Consider the following 19,017-nt stretch of genomic DNA (forward strand, 5'->3'; position numbering starts at 1 on the left):
CCTTACTTCACATGAGTCACGCGGAACGTCAGTCGGTCTCTTCTGGCTCACCCTATGAGGGAGTCATTGGCTTTGCACGCGCGGTACGTCTGGGCAATATGATCGCGGTCTCGGGCACCGCCCCGCTTGGCCCGGATGGAAAGACGGTCGCTCCTGGCGACGCTGCTGCTCAGACCCGCCGTTGTCTAGAGATCATTCAGGCTGCCCTTGAGCAGCTAGGGGCCGATCTCTCTGCGGTGATCCGTACGCGCATTTTCTTGACGCGCGCGGAGGATTGGGAGCAAGTAGGCCGCGTTCATGGCGAGTTTTTTGGAGCGGTGCGCCCGGCCTCCACCATGCTCCAGGTAGCGCGCCTGCTTGATCCGCAATGGCTGGTAGAGATCGAGGCGGACGCACTTCTCCCTGAGAAGAGACCGTAGGGGGGAGAAAGCGGCGCTGTGGGAAGCGCTGCGGACAGGGTCTTGGTCCAGGCTATGCAAGCTGAGCAAGCAATTGACAGAGGAGTGATTGCTTTCCTACACTATAGCCCGAGAAGCGAGCGAGGGCCGAGGCCTGCTCTCGCACTCTATCCGCCTCTCCATGTCCAGGTGTCCAAGCATCCTGCAGCTATCCAGGCCATTACCGCCCGCCAGGTGCGTGCGGCGTGTGTTGGGAGGAATCCCTGATGCTCCGTTGTCCGAATCCGCGTTGTCAGGCCTGCTATCCTGAAGGTACCTTCCAGTGCAGCAAGCCTTTCTGCCAATGTCTGCTTCCGGGGGCTGTCGTTGCTGGACGCTATACCATTGAACAGCTACTTGGGCTAGGGGGCATGGGGGCGGTCTATAGGGCCAGAGATAGCTTTGATGAGCAGGAAGTCGCGCTGAAGATCCTCTCGCTCCACATCAGCAACATGGATCTTCCGACGGCGGTGGAGCGCTTCAAGCGAGAGGCTCGCTATGCGCATCAGCTACGCCACAAGAACATCGTACCGGTCCTCAACTTCGGTCAAGACGGGCGCCTGCTCTATCTGGCGATGCCACTCGTGACAGGAGGGACGCTCAAGGCCCTGCTTAAGGATGAGAAGCCGCTGCCGCTGGATGTGGCTCTACGCTATCTCGAAGACCTTGCGGAGGCGGTGGATGCGGTGCATGCCCATCCGCAGCGCATTGTTCACCGCGATATCAAGCCTTCAAATCTGCTCATTCACCAGGACGACGGACGGTTAGTGCTAACGGATTTCGGCATTGCCCGCGCGATGGAGAAGGAGGTACCGCTGACGCAGCGGGGTTGGGCGCTCGGTACTCAACACTATATCGCACCCGAGCAAGAAAAGGGGCATGCCGAGCCGGCTAGCGATATCTACTCAATGGGAGTAGTGGCCTATCAGATGTTCACGGGCCTGCTCCCGTTTCAGGCGATTGTGCGCAGCCACTCAGCCGAGTTACCCCCACCGAGCCAGCTCAACCCGGCGCTCAATGCCGAAGCAGATGCAGCCATTCTACGAGCCATGCACATCGATCCAGCGCAGCGCTGGCCGAGCGCGCGCGCCTTTGCTGACGCTGTAAAAGCGGCTCTTTCCTCAGCCGAGCTGGCTCCGACCGTAATTGTCTCGCCGCCAGAGCGCGCTGCCTCCCTGCGCAGCGGTGCCAATCTCTTAGTGCGCGCCCTCATCCCGGAAAATCCTTGTGGGAGCTGCGGACGGGAGAACCGTCCCAGCTCGCGCTATTGCCGCCACTGTGGGCACGCCCTCACTGGCACCTCGCCGCTGGTCATCGATGTCTGCCAGGTCGGCTATGTCAGCGATGTGGGGAGGCGCTACGTGGCGCAGGACAACGAAGACATGCTACTGATTGTCCAAGGGCTTGGTCTAGGCCTCGGGCTACCGCCACGTCCCTTCGGTCTCTTTGGGGTTGCCGATGGCCTGCGTGGACCAGAGGGGCGCTCCATAGGGGGACACGAGGCAAGCCACCTGGCCATCGCCACGGTAGCCGATTTCTTGATCCCGCGCCTGACCGCATCTCCGCCCAAGGCTCAGAATGGCAACGACTCGCAGGCCGCCCAGCAAGCTGAGGCCTGGCTGCGAGAAAGCGTCTTGCGTGCCAACCAGGTCATCTACCATTCTAACGCCGACTATAATACCGCTATGGCCAGCACGCTGACGCTGGCTCTCCTTCACAGCCATCGCCTCTATGTCGCGAGCGTTGGCGACAGTCGGGCCTATCACTTTGGCCCCGGCAAGCGACTAGAGCGCATCACCCGTGATCACTCGCTGGCGGCCAACCTGGTCGAGGCGGAGCTATTAGCGCCAGATGAACTCTACAGCAGTGCCCGACGCCATCGCCTCTACCGTCATCTGGGCCTGGCGCCCCATCTGACCATTGACTTTTTCAGTCGCCAGGTCGCAGCGGGCGACCTCATTCTGCTGTGTACCGATGGTCTCTGGCATATGCTCCGCGATGAGCGTTTGTGCGAGCTGCTGGCGCGTGGGGGTGACCTTCAGCAATTGGCCCGTTCGCTCGTTGATGAGGCCAATCGGGCCGGCGGTGAAGGCAACATCAGCGTCATTCTCGTCCGCGTCCAATAAGGCGCTGGCCTTCCCTTCTCCTTCGGCCCGTACTGCCTTGCCTGCTCGCTTTGCCTGTCTACTGCACTGCCCGGCGCCGGCCCGAGCAAGAACGAAAGGGCTGTTTAATCCGTCCCTCCCCTACCGCTACCAGGTTCAGCCACGCCTAAGGCAAACTGGCGCACGGCTGCGCCTCCGAAGACAAAAAAAACCAGGCCTACGGGCCTGGGCACTCACAAGAGCCTGACTCCAGACAGAAGCCACCCCTTTGCCATGTTGGGCCTTGGCCCTCACCGGAAGCGCACGCCGAATGCGTTGCGACTGACAGGTCAGCCGCCCACAGGACCGGTATCAGCCTTCGTTATCCGACCAGCGTCCCTTACCACGCGGTCCTCTCTTCTTGCCTGCACCTTGCCTGTGCCGCTTCCGGTGAGAGCACACAACACGGGCGGAGGAGTAGCCCGATGATTCAATCCGCCACGTGTGAGCTGCCCTCAGACCTCAGCGGGCGCCAGCGGCTGCCAGCTCCTTCTGAGGCTCGGGCTGACCGACAGTGATCGCGATGCGCTTAGGCCGGCTGGCCTCGCTCACCGGAACACTGATTGTCAGCAGACCGTGCTCATAGTGCGTCTCGATCTGATCGGCCACGATCGGCTTAGCAAAGGTGATACTGCGTGTGCACTCGCCGGAGCCGATTTCGTGCAGCAGCCAGCTCACCTGCTTCCCCTCGTCCACCAGGGCCGGATAGCGCGCCTTAATCGTCAGGGTATTCTCCTGGACCGTCAGATCGATGTCCTCCGGCTTCACGCCCGGCAACAGCGCCTGCACCTGATAGCCCTGATCGGTCTCATAAACGTTCAGGGGCAGGCTTGGGCTGACGGGCGTACCGAAGAACGGACGCACAAAGGTCTGCTCGAACAGCCGGTCCATCGCCTCGCGCAGGCTCATCATCTCACGCCAGGGATCGAAGCGAACCATCGTCGTCATGGTCCCTCACCTCCTTCGTGACATGACTACCTTGTCACGCAGCGATGTCAGGCCACTAGAGCGACACCTTACGCTCGGGTGGCCACGCGCCAGAGAGATTCTGGACGCGTTCCACTCCTCAGAGAGCCAGCCAGTTACTCCGGCTCATCTTCAACCAACCAACCAACCAACCTGCCCTACCGTTCGCCGGTTGCGTTGCCAGGTTGGGGGCCAGCTGCCATACCCTGTACTGGCTGCTCTCCTTCTGGCCTTTCCACCCCCAAGAAACACTGACGAGGGGGGAGTTTATTCCCATGAAAGGGGAGAGATTCGCACAGAGATTCGCCGGACAGCTATTCTGTGACCTGGGTCCAACAGCGCAACACCTCGGCCACGCTCCAGGCCTGAGCGAAGCAGCCGGCAGGCGTGAAAGGCGGCTCTGGCTCGGCTACCTCGCTGATCGTTCCCAAACAAGCCTCCCACAGATGGCGCACCAGCGGCTCCAGCAAAGGCAGGAGCGCCTGATTATCCTTGTAGACATGCAGATAGGCATCAATATAAGCCCCGATTAGCCAGGGCCAAACCGTCCCCTGGTGATAGGCGCTATCGCGCTGGCGCTGATCGCCATTGAAACGGGATCGATAAGCTGGATCACGGGGACTCAGCGTGCGCAGCCCCAACGGCGTCAGCAGCTCGGCTCTCACCCGTTCGACGACACTGCGCGCCTGCTCATCGTTCAACAGGCGACGCGGTAACGCCACGGCGAAGAGCTGATTGGGGCGCAGCGCGGCATCGTTCTGCCCCGCCTGTCCGTCGACATCCACCACATCGTAGAGATAGCCCCCCTCAGCGTACCAGAAGCGCTCAGCGAAGTGTTTCCGCACCTGGATGCGTAACTGACTATAGCGTGTAGCATCAACAGCCAGGCGCATGGCCCAGCTCTCCATGCAGGCCAGTGCATTATACCAAAGAGCATTGATCTCCACAGGCTTGCCGCGGCGCGGAGTCACCGGACAACCATCCACACGCGCATCCATCCAGGTCAACTGTAAGTCGGTCGTTCCCAATCCCACAAAGAGCAGGCCATCGCGCTCATCCATGCCAATGCCGTAGCGCGTCCCGCGGATATACCATTGCAAGATCTCCTCAAGGGTAGCAAACAGCTCCTTGAGCAGCGTCCAGTCACCAGTAGCGGCTAAATAGCGGTCAAGAGCGCGGAAAAGCCAGAGCGACGCATCGGCAGTATTATACTCTGGCTCTGCCGCATTCTCTGGGAGGCGATTCGGGAGCAGGCCCTGATTGGCAGAGGAAGCGAAAGCCTTGAGCAATCCCCGCGCCTCGCTATAGCGACCAGTGCTTAAAAGCAGGCCTGGCAGAGCGATCATCGCATCGCGCCCCCAAACCTCAAACCAGGGATAGCCAGCAATAATGGTCTTGTGATCGGGCGAGAGCTGCAAATAGCGCTTGCCAGTGGGAGTCAGTACATACTGTGGACGAGCCACGATAAACTGATCAGCGGCTACAACCAGACGCGCCCGGACAGGATCACTCTGGGCCAGATCATCCACACTGCGATCGGCTACAGCGAGTAACTGCTTGAGGCGACGGCGATGATGGGCATAGGCCTGAGCGACATGCTCCTCATGTTGAGGGCCGCCCAACGCAGCAGGCGGCTCTTGCTCGGCGCTGAGCACCAAGGTAACCCGCTCGCCCGGGATCAGCGGAAAGTGGAAAACACCGGGCAAATAGACATCCTCCTCACAGGGCAGGCCGCGTTCACGATCGTGGCGATGGAGCACACGCCAATACCACAATCCCCGCGGCTCAAAGCGGGCCGCAGGACCAACGATGAGCTGGCAAATCGGGGCATCAGCATTGGCGCGAATACGGTAGCGGTTACCCTCTTGTTCGACCTGAAAATGCCAGCCGGGGTCACCGCGCATAGTGCTATGGTGGCTGCGGGCGACACAGAAAGGAAGCAGTGTGAGCAGCGAAGAAGCTTGCTCCTGCTCGCCTCCCTCGTCATAGCTGCCATGCAAGGTATACTGGACGTACGTTGTATTCTGCCCGTACTCCATCCAGATACGCTTCTCTAGCATGAGAGCCTTACCCAAGCGATAACGAAAGCAGGGAATGTCACCCTCTAAACAAACGCTATCGAGGTAAGACATTCCCTGCGGGTCAAGCGTGCCATCGTGGTACTCGTTGACCCCCAGTTTCAGAACCGAACCCTGGGGGAGGCGAAGCTCCTCATCGACCTTCGTTACGAGTACCCAGCGTTCAACCGGCGGGCGAAGGGCGGCGACAAGCAGGCCGTGGTAGCTACGCGTTGTGGCCCCGAGCAGCGAGCCAGCGGCGTAACCGCCGAGGCCATTCGTAACCAACCATTCGCGTTCCAGGCCCGCCTGAACATCGCCGCAGATGGCGCGGCCAAGTGAGAGATTCCATGCATTCAGCGAAGTGCGCTTCATTGCGCTAGTCTCAAACTGTTGCATCATGGCCCTCGTTCCCCTGGCGCTAAGCTAAGATGGAGGAGTGAGAGCCGCCGGAGCGCTTCCGAGAGAGCAAGCACCGCTGCGGGGGCCTGAGCATACTCCCCCATCCTATCTATGAAAGATCTCTCCATCCATCGCTATCGCTGCTGCACGAGCCTTGGCAAAGCGGAGCAGCGCATGTGAAGCAGGCAATAGCCCGCGAAAATTGAAGTAGCCGCCCGGCCTCGCTGGCAAGTAGAGACCTACCCAGACGAGGAACCCTTACTTAAGGGCGTGGCAGCTCACGTAGAGCCGTTTTCATCCGCTGCAGAGCGGTCTCAATACGCTCCTCGGGAGCCGTCATAGAAATGCGCAAATAGCCCTCACCCGCGGCGCCGAAGTTTGACCCTGGCGTCAACAAAACGCCAGTCTGATCGAAGAGCCAGCCTGCAAAATCACGCGCCTTAAAACCCTCGGGTACTGCTGCCCAGACATAGAGGCCGGCCTGCGTCTGGCGAGCGCGCAGCCCCAAGCTATTGCAGCCCGCCACAAGCAGATCACGACGGCGGCGGTAGATAGCGTTTCGCTCCTGTATCCAGGAATCGGGCAACTGCAGAGCCGCAATGGCTGCCTGCTGGATCGGGCGGAACATACCGCTATCGACGTTGCTCTTGAGCCGTCCCACCGCGTCCACAATCTGGCGATTGCCAACCAGCCAGCCGACGCGGAAGCCCGCCATATTGTAAGTCTTGCTCAGAGAGTGCAACTCGACAGCCACCTCACGGGCGCCCGGAATCTCTAGAATGCTCGGGGGACGTTGCTCGAAATACACCTCGGCATAGGCCATGTCGTGCACGATCAACAGGTCATGGCGGCGAGCAAAAGCGACCGCCTTCTCAAAGAAGGCAAGATCGGCACACGCAGCCGTAGGATTGTTCGGGTAGTTGAGCCAGAGGAGACGGGTCTGCTGCAGCACTGAGGAGGGAATGCTCTCCAGATCAGGCAGATAATCATGGCTTTCGCGCAGCGGCAGCAAATAGGGGTGAGCCCCGGTACTGGTGGTACCCGTCACGTAGACAGTATAATTGGGATCTGGGACGAGGGCCACATCGCCCGGATTAAGCACCGCCGCCGCGACATAGGCTAATCCTTCTTTTGATCCCAAGAGAGGCAAGGTCTCCTCTTCTGGAGTCAAAGTCACGCCGAAGCGCCGCTCAAACCAGGCGACAAAGGCCTCATGGAGCGCACGCATGCCGCGATACTCGGGATAGCGATGGTTCTGAGGATCATGTGCCGCCTGGCAAAGGCGTTCAATAACGGCAGGGGGCGCCGGCAAATCAGGATCACCCATCGAGAGATTGATGACATCGACGCCCGCTGCTAGACGGGCCGCCAGCTTCTTCTGTGTTTCGGCAAAGTGATATGGAGGTAAACTCTGAACAAGGCGTGATAGCTGCACGGATGGCTCTCCTTTTGCGTTCGTCAGCAAGATCGAGCCGCCAGCATTCTGACGACGGCGGCAGGTGAAGGGAACAGCGGCCCCCAACCTAGTCGGCGGGAGCAGCCTCGTACCAGTTCCGTCCCACTTTGGTTTCTACCCTGAGCGGGACTTTCTCCGTGATCTCAGGGATATCCTCCATAATGGTCCGCACCAGGCGGCGGGTCGTCTCCAGCTCCTCCACTGGCACCTCAAACACTAGCTCGTCGTGCACCTGAAGAATCATACGCGCTTTCAGTCCCTTCTCCTCGAAAGCATGGTGGATGCGGATCATGGCGATCTTGATCACATCGGCGTTGGTGCCCTGAATGGGCATATTGATCGCCTCACGCTCCAGAGCCTGACGCTCCGGTCCGCTCAGTGTCCGCAAATCTGGAAGGAAGCGCTTACGCCCGAAAAGCGTATTCACGTAGCCCTGTTTATAGGCCTGATTCAGGGTGGCATCGACGTAGCGCCGCACCTCGGGAAACGTCTCGTGATAACGCCTGATGAACTCACTGGCCTGAGCATTACTCATGCCGGTCACCTGAGCCAGCCCGAAGGCCGATTGCCCATAGAGAATGGCATAGACCACGGTTTTGGCCAAGCGACGCTGCTCAGGTGTCACCTGTTCAACTGGCACATGAAAGAGAGAGGAGGCGGTAATAGTGTGAATGTCTTCGCCCCTTTGGAATGCCTCTATGAGCCGCTTTTCTCCAGTAATGCGCGCCAGGATACGCAATTCGATCTGCGAATAATCAGCCGTGAGCAGGACATAGCTCGGGTCTGCGATGAAGGCCCGACGGATCTGGCGCCCGAGATCCGTACGTACCGGAATATTCTGCAAATTGGGGTTACTCGAAGAGAGGCGCCCGCTAGAGGTGACAGCCTGATTAAAGGACGTATGCACGCGCCCACTCACGGGGTCCATCAAAGCGAGCAGCCCATCGACATAGGTAGACTTCAGCTTAGTGAGCTGCCGATATTCCAGCAAGGCATCAACGACCGGGTGCAGGCCCTTGAGACCCTCAATAACCTCAGCGCTGACAGAATAGCCTGTGCGCGTCTTCCGTCCTACAGGTAGCTTCAGCTCGCCAAAGAGGACCTCAGCTAGCTGGCGTGTTGAATTGATGTTGAAACGGTGACCGACCGAGTCGTAAATTTTTTGCTCCAAAACGCGGATTTGCTCATTGAGACGCTCACCGAAGTCGCGCAGAAAGTCGGCATCCAAGGCCACGCCATGTAGCTCCATCTGGACCAGCACATTCACAAGCGGCATCTCTATGCGTTCGAACAGCTTCCACAGACCGTGGCGCTGTAAGTCACGCCGCAGTGGCTCTACCAGGCGTAGCGTCATGTCGGCGTCGGCCCCGGCGTAATCGGCGGCACGCGCGACAGGAACCTGCGCCATGCTGATAGCCTTGCTCCCACTGCCGATGAGCTGGGCGATGGGAGTCATCACGTACCCCAGGCGTTGAAAAACCTGCTCTTTCAGTCCCAGGCCCCGCCGACCTGGATCGAGCAAGTAGGCGGCCAACAGCGTATCGAAGGTCAAGCCCCGGATGCGGACCCCATAGCGCGCCATCACCACAAGATCGTACTTGGCATTATGCATGTATTTCCCAATTTGCTCATCTTCCAATACCGGGCGTAGCCGCTCCAGCACCAGTGGTAAGGGAAGCTGAGCCGGAGGCTCTTCTGCGTCAAGCGTGCGCTGATGGCCAACGGGGATATAGTAAGCTTCACCTGGGGCCATACTAAAGGCCAAACCGACCAACTCGGCCCGCCATTGATCTTCTGAGGACGTTTCCACGTCAAAGGCAAAAGCGCCAGCCTGGCGCAGGCTATGCACCAGGACCGTAAGCGCCTCCTCGCTGGTAATCAGCAACGTGCTGGTTGTTTTCTCACTGACCGTCTCAAGAAGGGGGAGACTTTCGCCAATAGCTGGGAGGCGCAAGTGACGTACCTCTGCCTCACCCTGGGCCGGCAACTCAAAGAGCGCCAACTGTTCCACCTGCGCGTGCTCCCTGATCTGAGCAACTGGAACATCGGGAGGCTCCGGGGTAGAAGAAGCCTGCTTCGTCGGAGCGCTCACCGCACCGGGCTTGTTCAGCTGCGTTGGAGGAGGCGGCGGCTCCAGAATGGGGACAAGCCCGAGTGGGGCGGTCTCCATCTCCTCTGAAGTGGCCTCTGCCTGGACCCCTGCTGACTGCTCACGAGAAACGTGCTCCGGCTGGGGGCTGCCGGGCGCGACAGCCTGTCCTGAAGCTTGCGCCTGATCACCTGTGCCTGTAGTGCCGCTGGTACCGCCGAGTCCTGGCAATCGGTCAACCAATGAATGAAACTCCAGCGTACGGAAAAGCGCAAGCGTCTTCTCGCGGTTAAAGCGCGCGATATCACAGGCAGCCAGATCAAGCTGTACCGGTGCGTCGCGCACAATCGTAGCCAGGTACTTGCTCTGAAGGGCTTGTTCGCGGGCTGCGCTGAGGGCCTTCTGCTCCTTGGGCTTCAACTCTGCCAGGTGCTCCAGCACCCCCTCAAGGCTGCCATAGGTTGCGATAAGGCGGCTGGCGGTCTTCTCGCCAATACCAGGCACGCCAGGAATATTATCTGACGGATCACCGACCAACCCCTTAAAGTCTGGCAACTGGGCCGGCTCAATGCCATAACGTGCCCGCACTGCTGCTCGGTCGTAGACGGTTACTTCGCTAATACCGCGCTTGGCCACCATGACACGCACGCAGTCATCAACGAGCTGCAGCGTATCCATATCGCCGGTCAGAATAATGGTCTGCAGGCCCTGCGCTGTTGCCTGCCGCGCCAGGGTCCCAAGTAGATCATCGGCCTCGAAACCGTCCAGCTCATAAACGGGGAAATTGAAAGCGTGAACCAGCTCACGAATCCGCTCAAACTGCGAGCGCATCACAGGTGGCAAAGGAGGGCGCTGCGCCTTGTATGTTGACAAAGCCTCATGACGGAAGGTCGGCGCCGAGCGATCGAAGGTCACAGCCACATAGGCCGGGCGCACATCGGCCAGCGCCTTCAGCAACATGCTGGCGAAGCCAAAAACCGCATTCACCGCCTCGCCGCTGCTGGTCGTCAGCATTTCTGGCAACGCATGGAAAGCGCGGTGGATCAGGGCGTGCCCATCGACCAGGAGCAGCTTTTTACCACTCTCGCCGCACTGAGATGGTTCGCGTGTTTTTGCAATCTCACTCTCGCTCATATCTTTCGCTCAACCCTTCAGGCCCCACAAGCTCCTCGCGACTCAGGTACAGGTCCTTTCGTTAGTGAAGCAACTGCTTCTTACGCGGGTGTTCCCTCACTCAGGAGGGAGTTGCTGCCAGGACACGGTAAGCTGGCTGGGAGGCGCTCTCCCAGGCGCAGAGACTTGCCGTTGGTCGGGAACCGTCCTCATCCGCGCGAATCAGCGCAAACGTATACTGCGTCACTTCGCGCAGCGGTGAAGCGGTCGGTGTAGGCGGCCATTGAGGGGCGCGCAGCCAGGCGAAGAGCGCCGGCGTCATTTCCTCTGGCGCAGGCCTCGCCAGGCGTCGTGTCCAGGTACCTGTATTCAAATAGGATTGGTAGCCATTGGCCAACGGCTGCACGAGCCAGGAATGGGTATGGCCGGCCAGAGCATAGCGCAGACGTGGCTCACGCTGCAACAGCGCGCACATACCAGCAGCCGTCGAGTCTAGTCGCCGGGCCGCCGATCTCCCAAAGATACGCGCCACCGCCTCCTGTCGTGTCTCTTCCGTAGCCGTTGGCTTGCTTGCTTCTGCCAGCGCTTCGCGCAAATCTAGATACTCCTCCAGCAGCGCCGCCGTAGCTTGCTGCTCGTCCCAGCCTGGAACCGGCTGCCAGTCGCTTTTCTGGCGCTGCATATCGCGCTGGAAAGCGGCCAAATCCTGCATAGCCTCCTCAAAGAGGCGTAGGGCCACGTGCATCTCCCCTGGACGCAGACCTGCCAATGGCTGGCGAGGCCGGCTGATGAGTCCGACGAGATTCGTCACCACTGCGCGCAGCAGCTCGGGTGCAAACAGAGCCAACAGAGCCATCTGGCTTGGATAACTCAAAGACGGCTCCAGGTGGTCGAAGTACGGGAAGCGGCAGTGAATAAGCGCCCCTGCCTCTTGATAATACCACGAACCGGCAGAGAGGAGAATCTCCTCCGGCGGTGGGAGCGGCTCACCGTCGGCGGTCCACAAGCCAGCGCTACGATGGTTCCAAAAATCATAGAAATTGCCATGCTCTATCACAATGGTTGGCAGGGGCTCATAGCGTGGCCGTGGCCAGAAGCGGACTCGCTCCTCCGAAGCGACGGAGTGCCCCAGCGCCTGGCGCAGGCGCTGCTGAATGGCGGGAAAGAGCAGCTCAATATCATGATTGCCGGGCACAAAGGTCACGCGCCGCTGAGGCTGGCTCAGAAACTGGGCCAGTACCTCAAAGAAAGACCTGTGGGCGGCAAGGATGCGCTCTAGCTTCTCTACTGCCTGGGCAACACTGCGGGTGCGGGCATGCACCAGGGGCGAGGTGGCCAAAAAATCAAAGCAGTCGCCATTGATCACCAACTCGACCGCATCATCTTTTTTCTCAGTGAGCGCCCCTCCCGGCGAAGCGGCGCCCAGAAACTCCTCCCAGGCGCGCTCTTGCTCCTCAGCAAAACCCTCAAAAGGCTCATGCCCATCGGCAAGATGGAGATCACTGACGACGAGAATGGTCACAGACATCAAAAGGAACCCCTTCCAGTCCTTCCTTCGGACTGCCTGGAAAACGCTCACCTGGCTTCCTTATCAGGGAGCTATTCCGGCCGACGCTCTCCGAAGCGGCAGCCAAACGACCGCTCGTTTCCAACGGCAACAAGCAACCACTCACCTGACATCTGCTCCATTTTAGTACGTTTGTGCGTAGTTGTATAGTGTAGTTAACTGGCGGACAGCGTTCAACTGTTCTGGCCTCACGGGAGGATGCTACCCCCAGGGATATACTCTCGTATAGAGGGACCGAAAAAACGTCTGCTCGTGAATCGCCAGATGGCACCCCTTCCCGAGGTTAAGCGGGAAGCGAACCGGCTCTCTTCCATCGGCGAGGAGAAGGCGGCGCGCTTGGGTGTCAGAAGAACGCTGGTGATCCTGCCTGTTATGCTTGTGCCTGTTATAGGCTAATCCCAAAAAGTAGGAGAGCATGTTATGGCTGAGGAGCTGGAAGAACTGCTGACAGTACGTGAAGTTGCGCGCCGTCTGCGCGTGGACGATACAACGGTACGTCGTTGGATTAAAAGCGGGGCGCTGGAGGCCATCACCCTCCCCCATCGTGGCAAGCGCCAGGCCTACCGCATCAAAAAGTCCACGCTAGATGCCCTCATGAGGGGGACCGCTTCCTCATCGTAGGGAACCAGCCGCTGCCGGTTTAGCCGCAGAGCTGTCCGGCAGCGGCTGGCACCGCTGGCGGGGCAGCAGACAGCCCCTCGATGTCACATTCTCGCCCCGCCAGGCTACTGCGACCGACAGCACCTCTTGCCTCCCCCTAAACCAGGTTGCTGCGCTCACCTTCTCTGCTGATGCCCGGCAGAGATAGCGGGCAACCAGGCGGGTGAAGCAGCCCTTCTGAGCTTGCTCCTGGGCAAATCAGGTTGATCCAAGGCCTCATCGCCTTTCGCGCTGCCCAACAACTATACATACGATCTTTCTCCTCATAGATAAATGCGCATCTATGCAATAGGAGTAAGCGCTACACTGGAGATAGCGGAGAGCCACCGATTGGGACAGCGGCAAGCCAAGCAAGCACAGAAGGGAGAGACACACTTGGTCAAGATCGCCATTACTGGCGGAGCTGGGTTTATTGGGGCGCACCTGACCCGTGCCTGCCTGGAGGCTGGCCACCAGGTCATTGTGATTGACTCGCTGGCCAGCGGCGCACGGGAGCGCCTTGATCCACGTGCACGCTTCTATCACCTGGACATTCGTGATCCGCAGCTACACGCTGTGCTCCAGATGGAGCGTCCAGATATTGTCAGCCACCATGCGGCCTGTCGTTCAGCGCTCCTCCCTGGTCCGCGTCCGCTCACTGACGCTGACATCAACCTGCACGGCCTGCTCAACCTCCTTGATGGCTGTGTCGCAGCCAACATCAGGCGCATTATCTTTGCCTCTAGCGGCAACGATCTCTACAGGACAGAAGGCCAGGCCCTGCCCCTTAGCGAAGAGGCCCCCCTCTGTCCACGGCGTCCTCTCGACATTAGCAAGCTCGCCGGAGAATGGTATATTCGCTACTATAGCCGACACTACGGAATAGAACATGTTATTCTACGCTATGCTGATGTGTATGGAGAGATCGAAAGACAGAACGCTCAGCATCCTCTAACAGAATTCATCTACAATCTCTTAGAGAAGAAGCGGGTTGTTATTCGAGCCCCAAGGGGAGAGAAACGCGATCACATTTACATCAGCGATGTGATCCAGGCCCATCTCCTGGCTCTAGAGCGTGGCGCCAACTGGACCATGCATATCAGCAGCGGCGCCGCCACCAGTCTTGAAGAATTCTATCAACGAGCCGCGGCCCTCCTGGCCAGTGAGAGCGCGCCACTCTACCTCAACGAACGTGGGCGCACCGGAACTACTATCGCTCTTGACAACAGCCGCGCACGGCAAGTCCTTGGCTGGCAGCCAACCGTTGATCTAGAAGAAGGGATACGACGTACTGCCCAAAGCATCTGCGCCAGCCTGGGCCATAGCCTGCCGCCTGTACCGCTACAGCCCATCCTGCCGCGGGCCCCAGAAGCGCCATCCACTTCGCGCCTGGCCGCCTCCGCCTCAGCATAGAAAAGGGGGAGAGAGCAGAGATGAAGCCGCCCAACAAAGGCGTCCATTTCCGGCCTAAGAGAACCGCGTGATGAGGACAGGGCTGACCATCTCCAGGCAAACAGACAGGCAGATAGCGACCTCTTCCTCATACTGACGCGGCAGCGACAGCGGACCGGACCCCGAACGGATAAGCCCCGCTGCGGCCACTCCCTCCACCGCGGCGGGGCTCCTTTCTTTGCCGATACGGAGAATGGAAGAGAAACGATAGCGGAAGCAAAATGAAAGAGAGAGGCGCACCAGCGGCACGGCCCGGGGCCAGGCAGGCTGGTGCGCAGACCGACTCTACTGTTGCAGGCCACTGACCACGCGCGCATACTTTTCCGCCAGCGCCTGAGCCTGCTCGCTTGACTCTGACTCCGCCACCACATGGAAGAGCGGTCGATCGGCGTCGGGCAGCACTAGCACCCACTCCTTGCTCCCCAAGTCGATCTTAATACCGTCAATCGGCTTCGCGCGTCGCTCGCGGTACTGCTCGCTCAGGATACGCATCACCTTTCCCTTGTGCTCCCAGGGGCAGGCCACGCGCGTACGGCTCAGGTAGTAGCTTGGCAGATCATCGACCACCTCAGAGAGCTTGACCTCAAAGTAGGCCAACAACTCCAACAGCTTAGCCACGGCCATCATCCCATCGAAGGCTGGCAAGAACTCTGGGAAGATGAAGCCACCCTCACCATCGCCAACCAACACCACACCCTCGCGGCTAGCAGTGGCCATCAGGGCCTGGGGCAAGACGCGCGTATGCAGAATATAGCCATCATAGCGCTTAGCAATATGCTGAAGGGCGCTGGGAGCTGTCACAGGAGCCGCCACCGTTGCCTGATGAAAGCGACGCAGCGTCAGGCTCGTCATCACAGCCAGCATCTTCATACCATCCAGAATGCGCCCGCGATCGTCCACCACAGAGATCCGCTCGCCCGCCGGATCGATGCGAATCCCCAGATCAGTGTGCAGAGCCGCCGTGATCGTTGCCAGGCGCTGCAAATCGCGCTCCACCTCGTCCTTGGTGCGCGTCACCAGCGACTCATCAGCGCTCGTATTGAGAATAATGACATCCACACCGAGGCGGTTGAAGATACCGGGCAGCAACTGGGTAGTACTACCATGAGCATAGTCCATCACGATCTGGAAGCGGCGCTGACGGATCAAGCCCTCATCGACCACCTTATGGAAGCCCTCCAGATAGAGATTGAGCACGCGCTCATTCTCCTGGACCTCAATCGACCCCAGGTCGTCGATGTAGACGCGGCGGAAGTCCTCGCGGAAGTAGAGGTTTTCCACCTTGCGCTCTGTCGCCTTGTTAATGTCAAGGCCGTACTGGTCAAAGAACTTAATGTCGACAATACGGGGATCATGGGGGGAGAGGCGAACGTGAATCCCACCGACGGCCTCGGTGTTGCGCACATAGTAGCGAGCCACGGGGATCGGCACCTGATTAATATCATGGACATTGATGCCAGCCGAGGGGAGGCCGGCCACGATGGCCCGCTTAATCATGCGCGAGGTACGGTGTGACGAATCGCGGTTTACCGCGACAATACTGCCTTTGGGAAGAATGGCGCCGTAGGCCGCGCCAAGGCTAGCGGCGAACTCGGGGGTGAGATCGATATTGACCAGGCCTGTCACCCCATAGCGCCCAAAGAGGCCGCGACGACCCTGCGAGCCCCAGATAATGCTGTTATTGACCACGGCGCCGGTCTCGATCTCCTTATCGGGCCAGATCTTCACGTTGGGCTGAATAATCGCGCCCTCCTGGACGATCGAATTATCACCGATCACCGAGCCCTCGAACATCACCGCCTTACTCTTAATGCTGGTTGAAGAGCCGACGAGTGCGCCGCGCAACTCGGCCCGCTCGCCAATATAGGAGTTATTCCAGATAATGCTGCGGTCCACCTGCGCCCGCTCGTCGACAATCGTATAATGGCCGATAATGCTGGGGCCGTGAATAATGGCGCCCGACTTAATCTTACAGTCGTGCCCCAGGTAGACCGGGCCATAGAGCTGAGCATCCTCGGCGATCTCCACACCCTCCTCACACCAGACGCTGTTACCGATATGGCGGCCCGGAATCTCGATCTGGACGCGACCCTGCAGGGCATCGGCGTTGGCGCGCATGTACTCGCTCAGATTACCCACGTCGCACCAGTAGCCATTCGCGATATAGCCATAGATGGGATCGCCTTTCTTCAGCATCAAAGGAAACAGATCCTGGCTGAAATCGAAAGGCTTATTCTTTTCGAAGTAGGTCAGCACACGAGGATCGAGCACATAGATGCCCGTATTAATCGTATCGCTAAAGACCTCGCCCCAACTAGGCTTCTCCAGAAACTGCGTGATATGGCCATCCTCATTGGTAATGATGACCCCATACTCTAATGGATTGTGGACATGAGCGAGCGTCAAAGTTGCCAACGCCTGCTTTTCCTGATGAAAGCGGATGATATCGCTCAGGTTATAGTCAGTGAGCGCATCGCCGCTAATCACGAGGAACGGCTCGGTCAAATGCTCTTCAGCGTTTTTCACGCTGCCGGCGGTGCCCAGGGGGACATCCTCGCGGGAATAGGTAATGCGCATGCCGAACTGCGAGCCATTGCCGAAGTAGTCCTCGATATTGCTCGCCAGGTACTGGACCGTGACGATGACCTCGGTGATGCCATGTCGCTTCAGGAGGTTCAGGATATGCTCCATGACGGGCTTGCCCACGATCGGCACCATTGGCTTGGGGCGCTTAATGGTCAGGGGACGTAGGCGAGATCCTTCCCCTCCGGCCATAACAACCGCTTTCATGACTTCTCTCTCCTTGGCGCGGGGTTGCTCATCTGGTCATCGAAACTGCAACGGCGCAGCAGGGGGCTGCGCCGTGGTCTACTGCCTGCCTCATTGCTATTGTACCTCACGGCAGAAGGCAGCTACAAGGATCTTCTGCCCTTGCCTGGCTTGCGCGCTAGAGATAATCGCTCAGGTGTCCGTGCTCGATCTGCCAGTGCACGAAACGCGGATAGCTTGCCTCCTCGCGGGCAAGCCGTTCCTCATACGCCTCACGCAGCTCGATCAAACGATTGGCCTCCTCGACTGTGAATCCCTCGTCCAGGAGGGCATCGATCAGCAGATCACTGTATTGCTGCATCTGTCAAGGTCCTCCTTTCTTCTCTTCCATAGCTTGCGGAACTCACAAACAAGACCAATGGAACGGCTACGGCGAGGAGCTAGCGTCTTCCCTGCCGCAGGCTCTGCAAGCAGGCCGAAGAGACAGAGCAGGGAAGCAGTCAGACCAGCCCTGACTGGCTGGCTCGCGCACTAGCTCCCACTGGATAAGGCACCCCTGCCTCCTGGAGCGGAACCAGGCGCCTCCGACAGTTGCGCCTGGATAGGCCCAGGCCGCGACTGGCTGAGAAGTCTGACAGAAGACAGCGGCCTGAGCGAAGAGGGGAGAGCACGAGGCCGGCAGCGTTGAGGCGTCGCTAGCAGCGTTGGTGTCAGCCTGCAGCGTCAGCCTTGAAAACTGCGACAATGACAAGAGGAGCGATGGAGCAGTGAAGCCAAAGGAACACCCTGTCAAACGCGTGCGAGAGGAGATGAGCAATCCCCTAGTCGCTGGCTTTCAGCTCCACCCAGCTGACGTTCATCAATATCAACGAACCTATTGTACAGTATAGCGCAGGCTGCGGCGCGGTGGCTAGCGGAGAGGCCGAAAAACCCCAACGCGACCCCGCTGGCGCGGCTATCGCCTCAAAGTAGGATCAACAGACAGGAAAGAGCCAGAGGCGAGCGGGCTCCGCACCAGTGAAAGGCAGGCAGAGGCTGACAAACGAAACCTAACCTGGCCGTCAGTCGCTACCCCATGACTGGTTGCGAATGTAGTGCTCGATTTCCTCTTCGTTATCGTAAAAATAGCTGATAGCATCGTAGACCTGAGCCAGGCTCAGGCGATGGATGCGGGCGATCTCCTCGGGGTCCTTGCCCGATTGGAAGAGCAAGATCACATGGCGCACGCCCGTGCGTGTGCCTTCAATGATAGGTTCGCCGCCGTAAATGGCAGGGTCGCGAACAATATAGGGATGAGCGGTACGCTCGATAGCCATAGCGGGACTCCTCCTTTCCTGGACCAATCTTATTGTATATTATTTCAAGCATTGAGAACCTGCGCATGGGCATGAAAGAACCCTTAAAATCCGTACGGTTGATCGTTCCTGCTGACGTTGGCGTTCTGGTCGAAAAGCTCAAGGAAAAAGTGTTCAAGTAAATTTCAACGAAAAGCTTGACAGCACCTGAAATGCGATGTTACAATTAGCGCAATGAAAGGAGGTGGTGTGCACATGCCTGAACGAAATTGCCACACAGGTGGCGAGTTAACCGGCCACACCAAGCGAGGAGGGAAGGGCGCCTCCTGATGGTGGTGCCAGCCGGAAGGTGGGAAGCAACCTGGCCCGCCTGGGAAGCGTGGTTAACTCCCGCCTGTATGGTTTACCGCAGGGCCGGTGCCGGTGGGTAGCGTCTTCACGCTCTTTGCTCCTGATGCTTATCAGCTGTCAGCCTGGCAATTGGCGTTACAGTATCGCTGCCAGCCGGCCTGGTACCCGCGGTCTCTCTTACCGAGGGAGGTCCTGGATCAGGCAGACCGAGAAGAGCTGGTTAGCAGAGCGGCAGCGGTGGCGCTGATTGGGCAGAGCGAGCGTACAAGCAAGAGAAGTT

12 protein-coding genes are annotated in these 19,017 nt (G+C 59.1%); 4 read left to right on the forward strand and 8 right to left on the reverse strand.

The annotated features are described in order from the left end of the window. The first annotated feature begins 11 nt into the window (after positions 1–11). Together AC6H1L_RS18250 and AC6H1L_RS18255 are read left to right on the forward strand one after the other, a co-directional pair. On the forward strand, positions 12–419 hold the full coding sequence (locus AC6H1L_RS18250) for a RidA family protein (RefSeq protein ID WP_497598893.1): 408 nt from the start codon (positions 12–14) through the stop codon (positions 417–419). 245 nt (positions 420–664) lie between these two features. Further along, positions 665–2,563: a protein kinase domain-containing protein gene (locus AC6H1L_RS18255; RefSeq protein ID WP_497598894.1), complete on the forward strand. Its 1,899-nt coding sequence runs from the start codon at positions 665–667 to the stop codon at positions 2,561–2,563. 480 nt (positions 2,564–3,043) lie between these two features. Here AC6H1L_RS18255 and AC6H1L_RS18260 read toward each other — a convergent pair whose 3' ends face one another. From AC6H1L_RS18260 to AC6H1L_RS18280, 5 genes are all read right to left on the reverse strand, one after another. After that, positions 3,044–3,529 carry an Hsp20/alpha crystallin family protein gene (locus tag AC6H1L_RS18260; RefSeq protein ID WP_497598895.1) on the reverse strand — a complete coding sequence of 162 codons (486 nt, stop codon included), beginning with the start codon at positions 3,527–3,529 and terminating at the stop codon, positions 3,044–3,046. A 332-nt stretch (positions 3,530–3,861) separates the two neighbouring features. After that, a complete protein-coding gene (locus tag AC6H1L_RS18265; RefSeq protein WP_497598896.1) occupies positions 3,862–6,006 on the reverse strand; it encodes an amylo-alpha-1,6-glucosidase in 2,145 nt (714 codons plus the stop codon). A 262-nt stretch (positions 6,007–6,268) separates the two neighbouring features. Then, positions 6,269–7,441 carry an LL-diaminopimelate aminotransferase gene (locus AC6H1L_RS18270; protein ID WP_497598897.1) on the reverse strand — a complete coding sequence of 391 codons (1,173 nt, stop codon included), beginning with the start codon at positions 7,439–7,441 and terminating at the stop codon, positions 6,269–6,271. 88 nt (positions 7,442–7,529) lie between these two features. Next, positions 7,530–10,685 (reverse strand): DNA polymerase I, encoded by a 3,156-nt coding sequence (gene polA / locus AC6H1L_RS18275; protein ID WP_497598898.1) that lies wholly within the window; start codon positions 10,683–10,685, stop codon positions 7,530–7,532. A gap of 100 nt (positions 10,686–10,785) precedes the next feature. Next, positions 10,786–12,192 carry a metallophosphoesterase gene (locus tag AC6H1L_RS18280; protein WP_497598899.1) on the reverse strand — a complete coding sequence of 469 codons (1,407 nt, stop codon included), beginning with the start codon at positions 12,190–12,192 and terminating at the stop codon, positions 10,786–10,788. Between the two features lie 459 nt (positions 12,193–12,651). On the opposite strand from AC6H1L_RS18280, the gene AC6H1L_RS18285 reads away from it, so the two are divergent. Together AC6H1L_RS18285 and AC6H1L_RS18290 are read left to right on the forward strand one after the other, a co-directional pair. After that, the gene (locus AC6H1L_RS18285) at positions 12,652–12,852 is read left to right on the forward strand and encodes a helix-turn-helix domain-containing protein (RefSeq protein WP_497598900.1); all 201 of its coding nucleotides are present in this window, start codon (positions 12,652–12,654) and stop codon (positions 12,850–12,852) included. Between the two features lie 414 nt (positions 12,853–13,266). Next, positions 13,267–14,283 (forward strand): NAD-dependent epimerase/dehydratase family protein, encoded by a 1,017-nt coding sequence (locus tag AC6H1L_RS18290; protein WP_497598901.1) that lies wholly within the window; start codon positions 13,267–13,269, stop codon positions 14,281–14,283. Between the two features lie 324 nt (positions 14,284–14,607). Here AC6H1L_RS18290 and AC6H1L_RS18295 read toward each other — a convergent pair whose 3' ends face one another. From AC6H1L_RS18295 to AC6H1L_RS18305, 3 genes are all read right to left on the reverse strand, one after another. Continuing rightward, complete coding sequence (locus tag AC6H1L_RS18295; RefSeq protein ID WP_497598902.1) at positions 14,608–17,112, reverse strand: sugar phosphate nucleotidyltransferase; 2,505 nt, start codon at positions 17,110–17,112, stop codon at positions 14,608–14,610. Between the two features lie 157 nt (positions 17,113–17,269). After that, on the reverse strand, positions 17,270–17,452 hold the full coding sequence (locus AC6H1L_RS18300) for a hypothetical protein (protein ID WP_497598903.1): 183 nt from the start codon (positions 17,450–17,452) through the stop codon (positions 17,270–17,272). Positions 17,453–18,152: 700 nt separating this feature from the next. Further along, positions 18,153–18,407: a DUF433 domain-containing protein gene (locus AC6H1L_RS18305; RefSeq protein WP_497598904.1), complete on the reverse strand. Its 255-nt coding sequence runs from the start codon at positions 18,405–18,407 to the stop codon at positions 18,153–18,155. Positions 18,408–19,017 lie beyond the last annotated feature (610 nt).

This window comes from Thermogemmatispora argillosa (assembly GCF_059696725.1).

Coding starts and splice junctions, on each gene's coding strand:
- AC6H1L_RS18250 (WP_497598893.1), top strand. CDS start 12: ATGAGTCACGCGGAACGTCAGTCGGTCTCTTCTGGCTCACCCTATGAG.
- AC6H1L_RS18255 (WP_497598894.1), top strand. CDS start 665: ATGCTCCGTTGTCCGAATCCGCGTTGTCAGGCCTGCTATCCTGAAGGT.
- AC6H1L_RS18260 (WP_497598895.1), bottom strand. CDS start 3,529: ATGACGACGATGGTTCGCTTCGATCCCTGGCGTGAGATGATGAGCCTG.
- AC6H1L_RS18265 (WP_497598896.1), bottom strand. CDS start 6,006: ATGATGCAACAGTTTGAGACTAGCGCAATGAAGCGCACTTCGCTGAAT.
- polA (WP_497598898.1), bottom strand. CDS start 10,685: ATGAGCGAGAGTGAGATTGCAAAAACACGCGAACCATCTCAGTGCGGC.
- AC6H1L_RS18280 (WP_497598899.1), bottom strand. CDS start 12,192: ATGTCTGTGACCATTCTCGTCGTCAGTGATCTCCATCTTGCCGATGGG.
- AC6H1L_RS18285 (WP_497598900.1), top strand. CDS start 12,652: ATGGCTGAGGAGCTGGAAGAACTGCTGACAGTACGTGAAGTTGCGCGC.
- AC6H1L_RS18295 (WP_497598902.1), bottom strand. CDS start 17,112: ATGAAAGCGGTTGTTATGGCCGGAGGGGAAGGATCTCGCCTACGTCCC.
- AC6H1L_RS18300 (WP_497598903.1), bottom strand. CDS start 17,452: ATGCAGCAATACAGTGATCTGCTGATCGATGCCCTCCTGGACGAGGGA.
- AC6H1L_RS18305 (WP_497598904.1), bottom strand. CDS start 18,407: ATGGCTATCGAGCGTACCGCTCATCCCTATATTGTTCGCGACCCTGCC.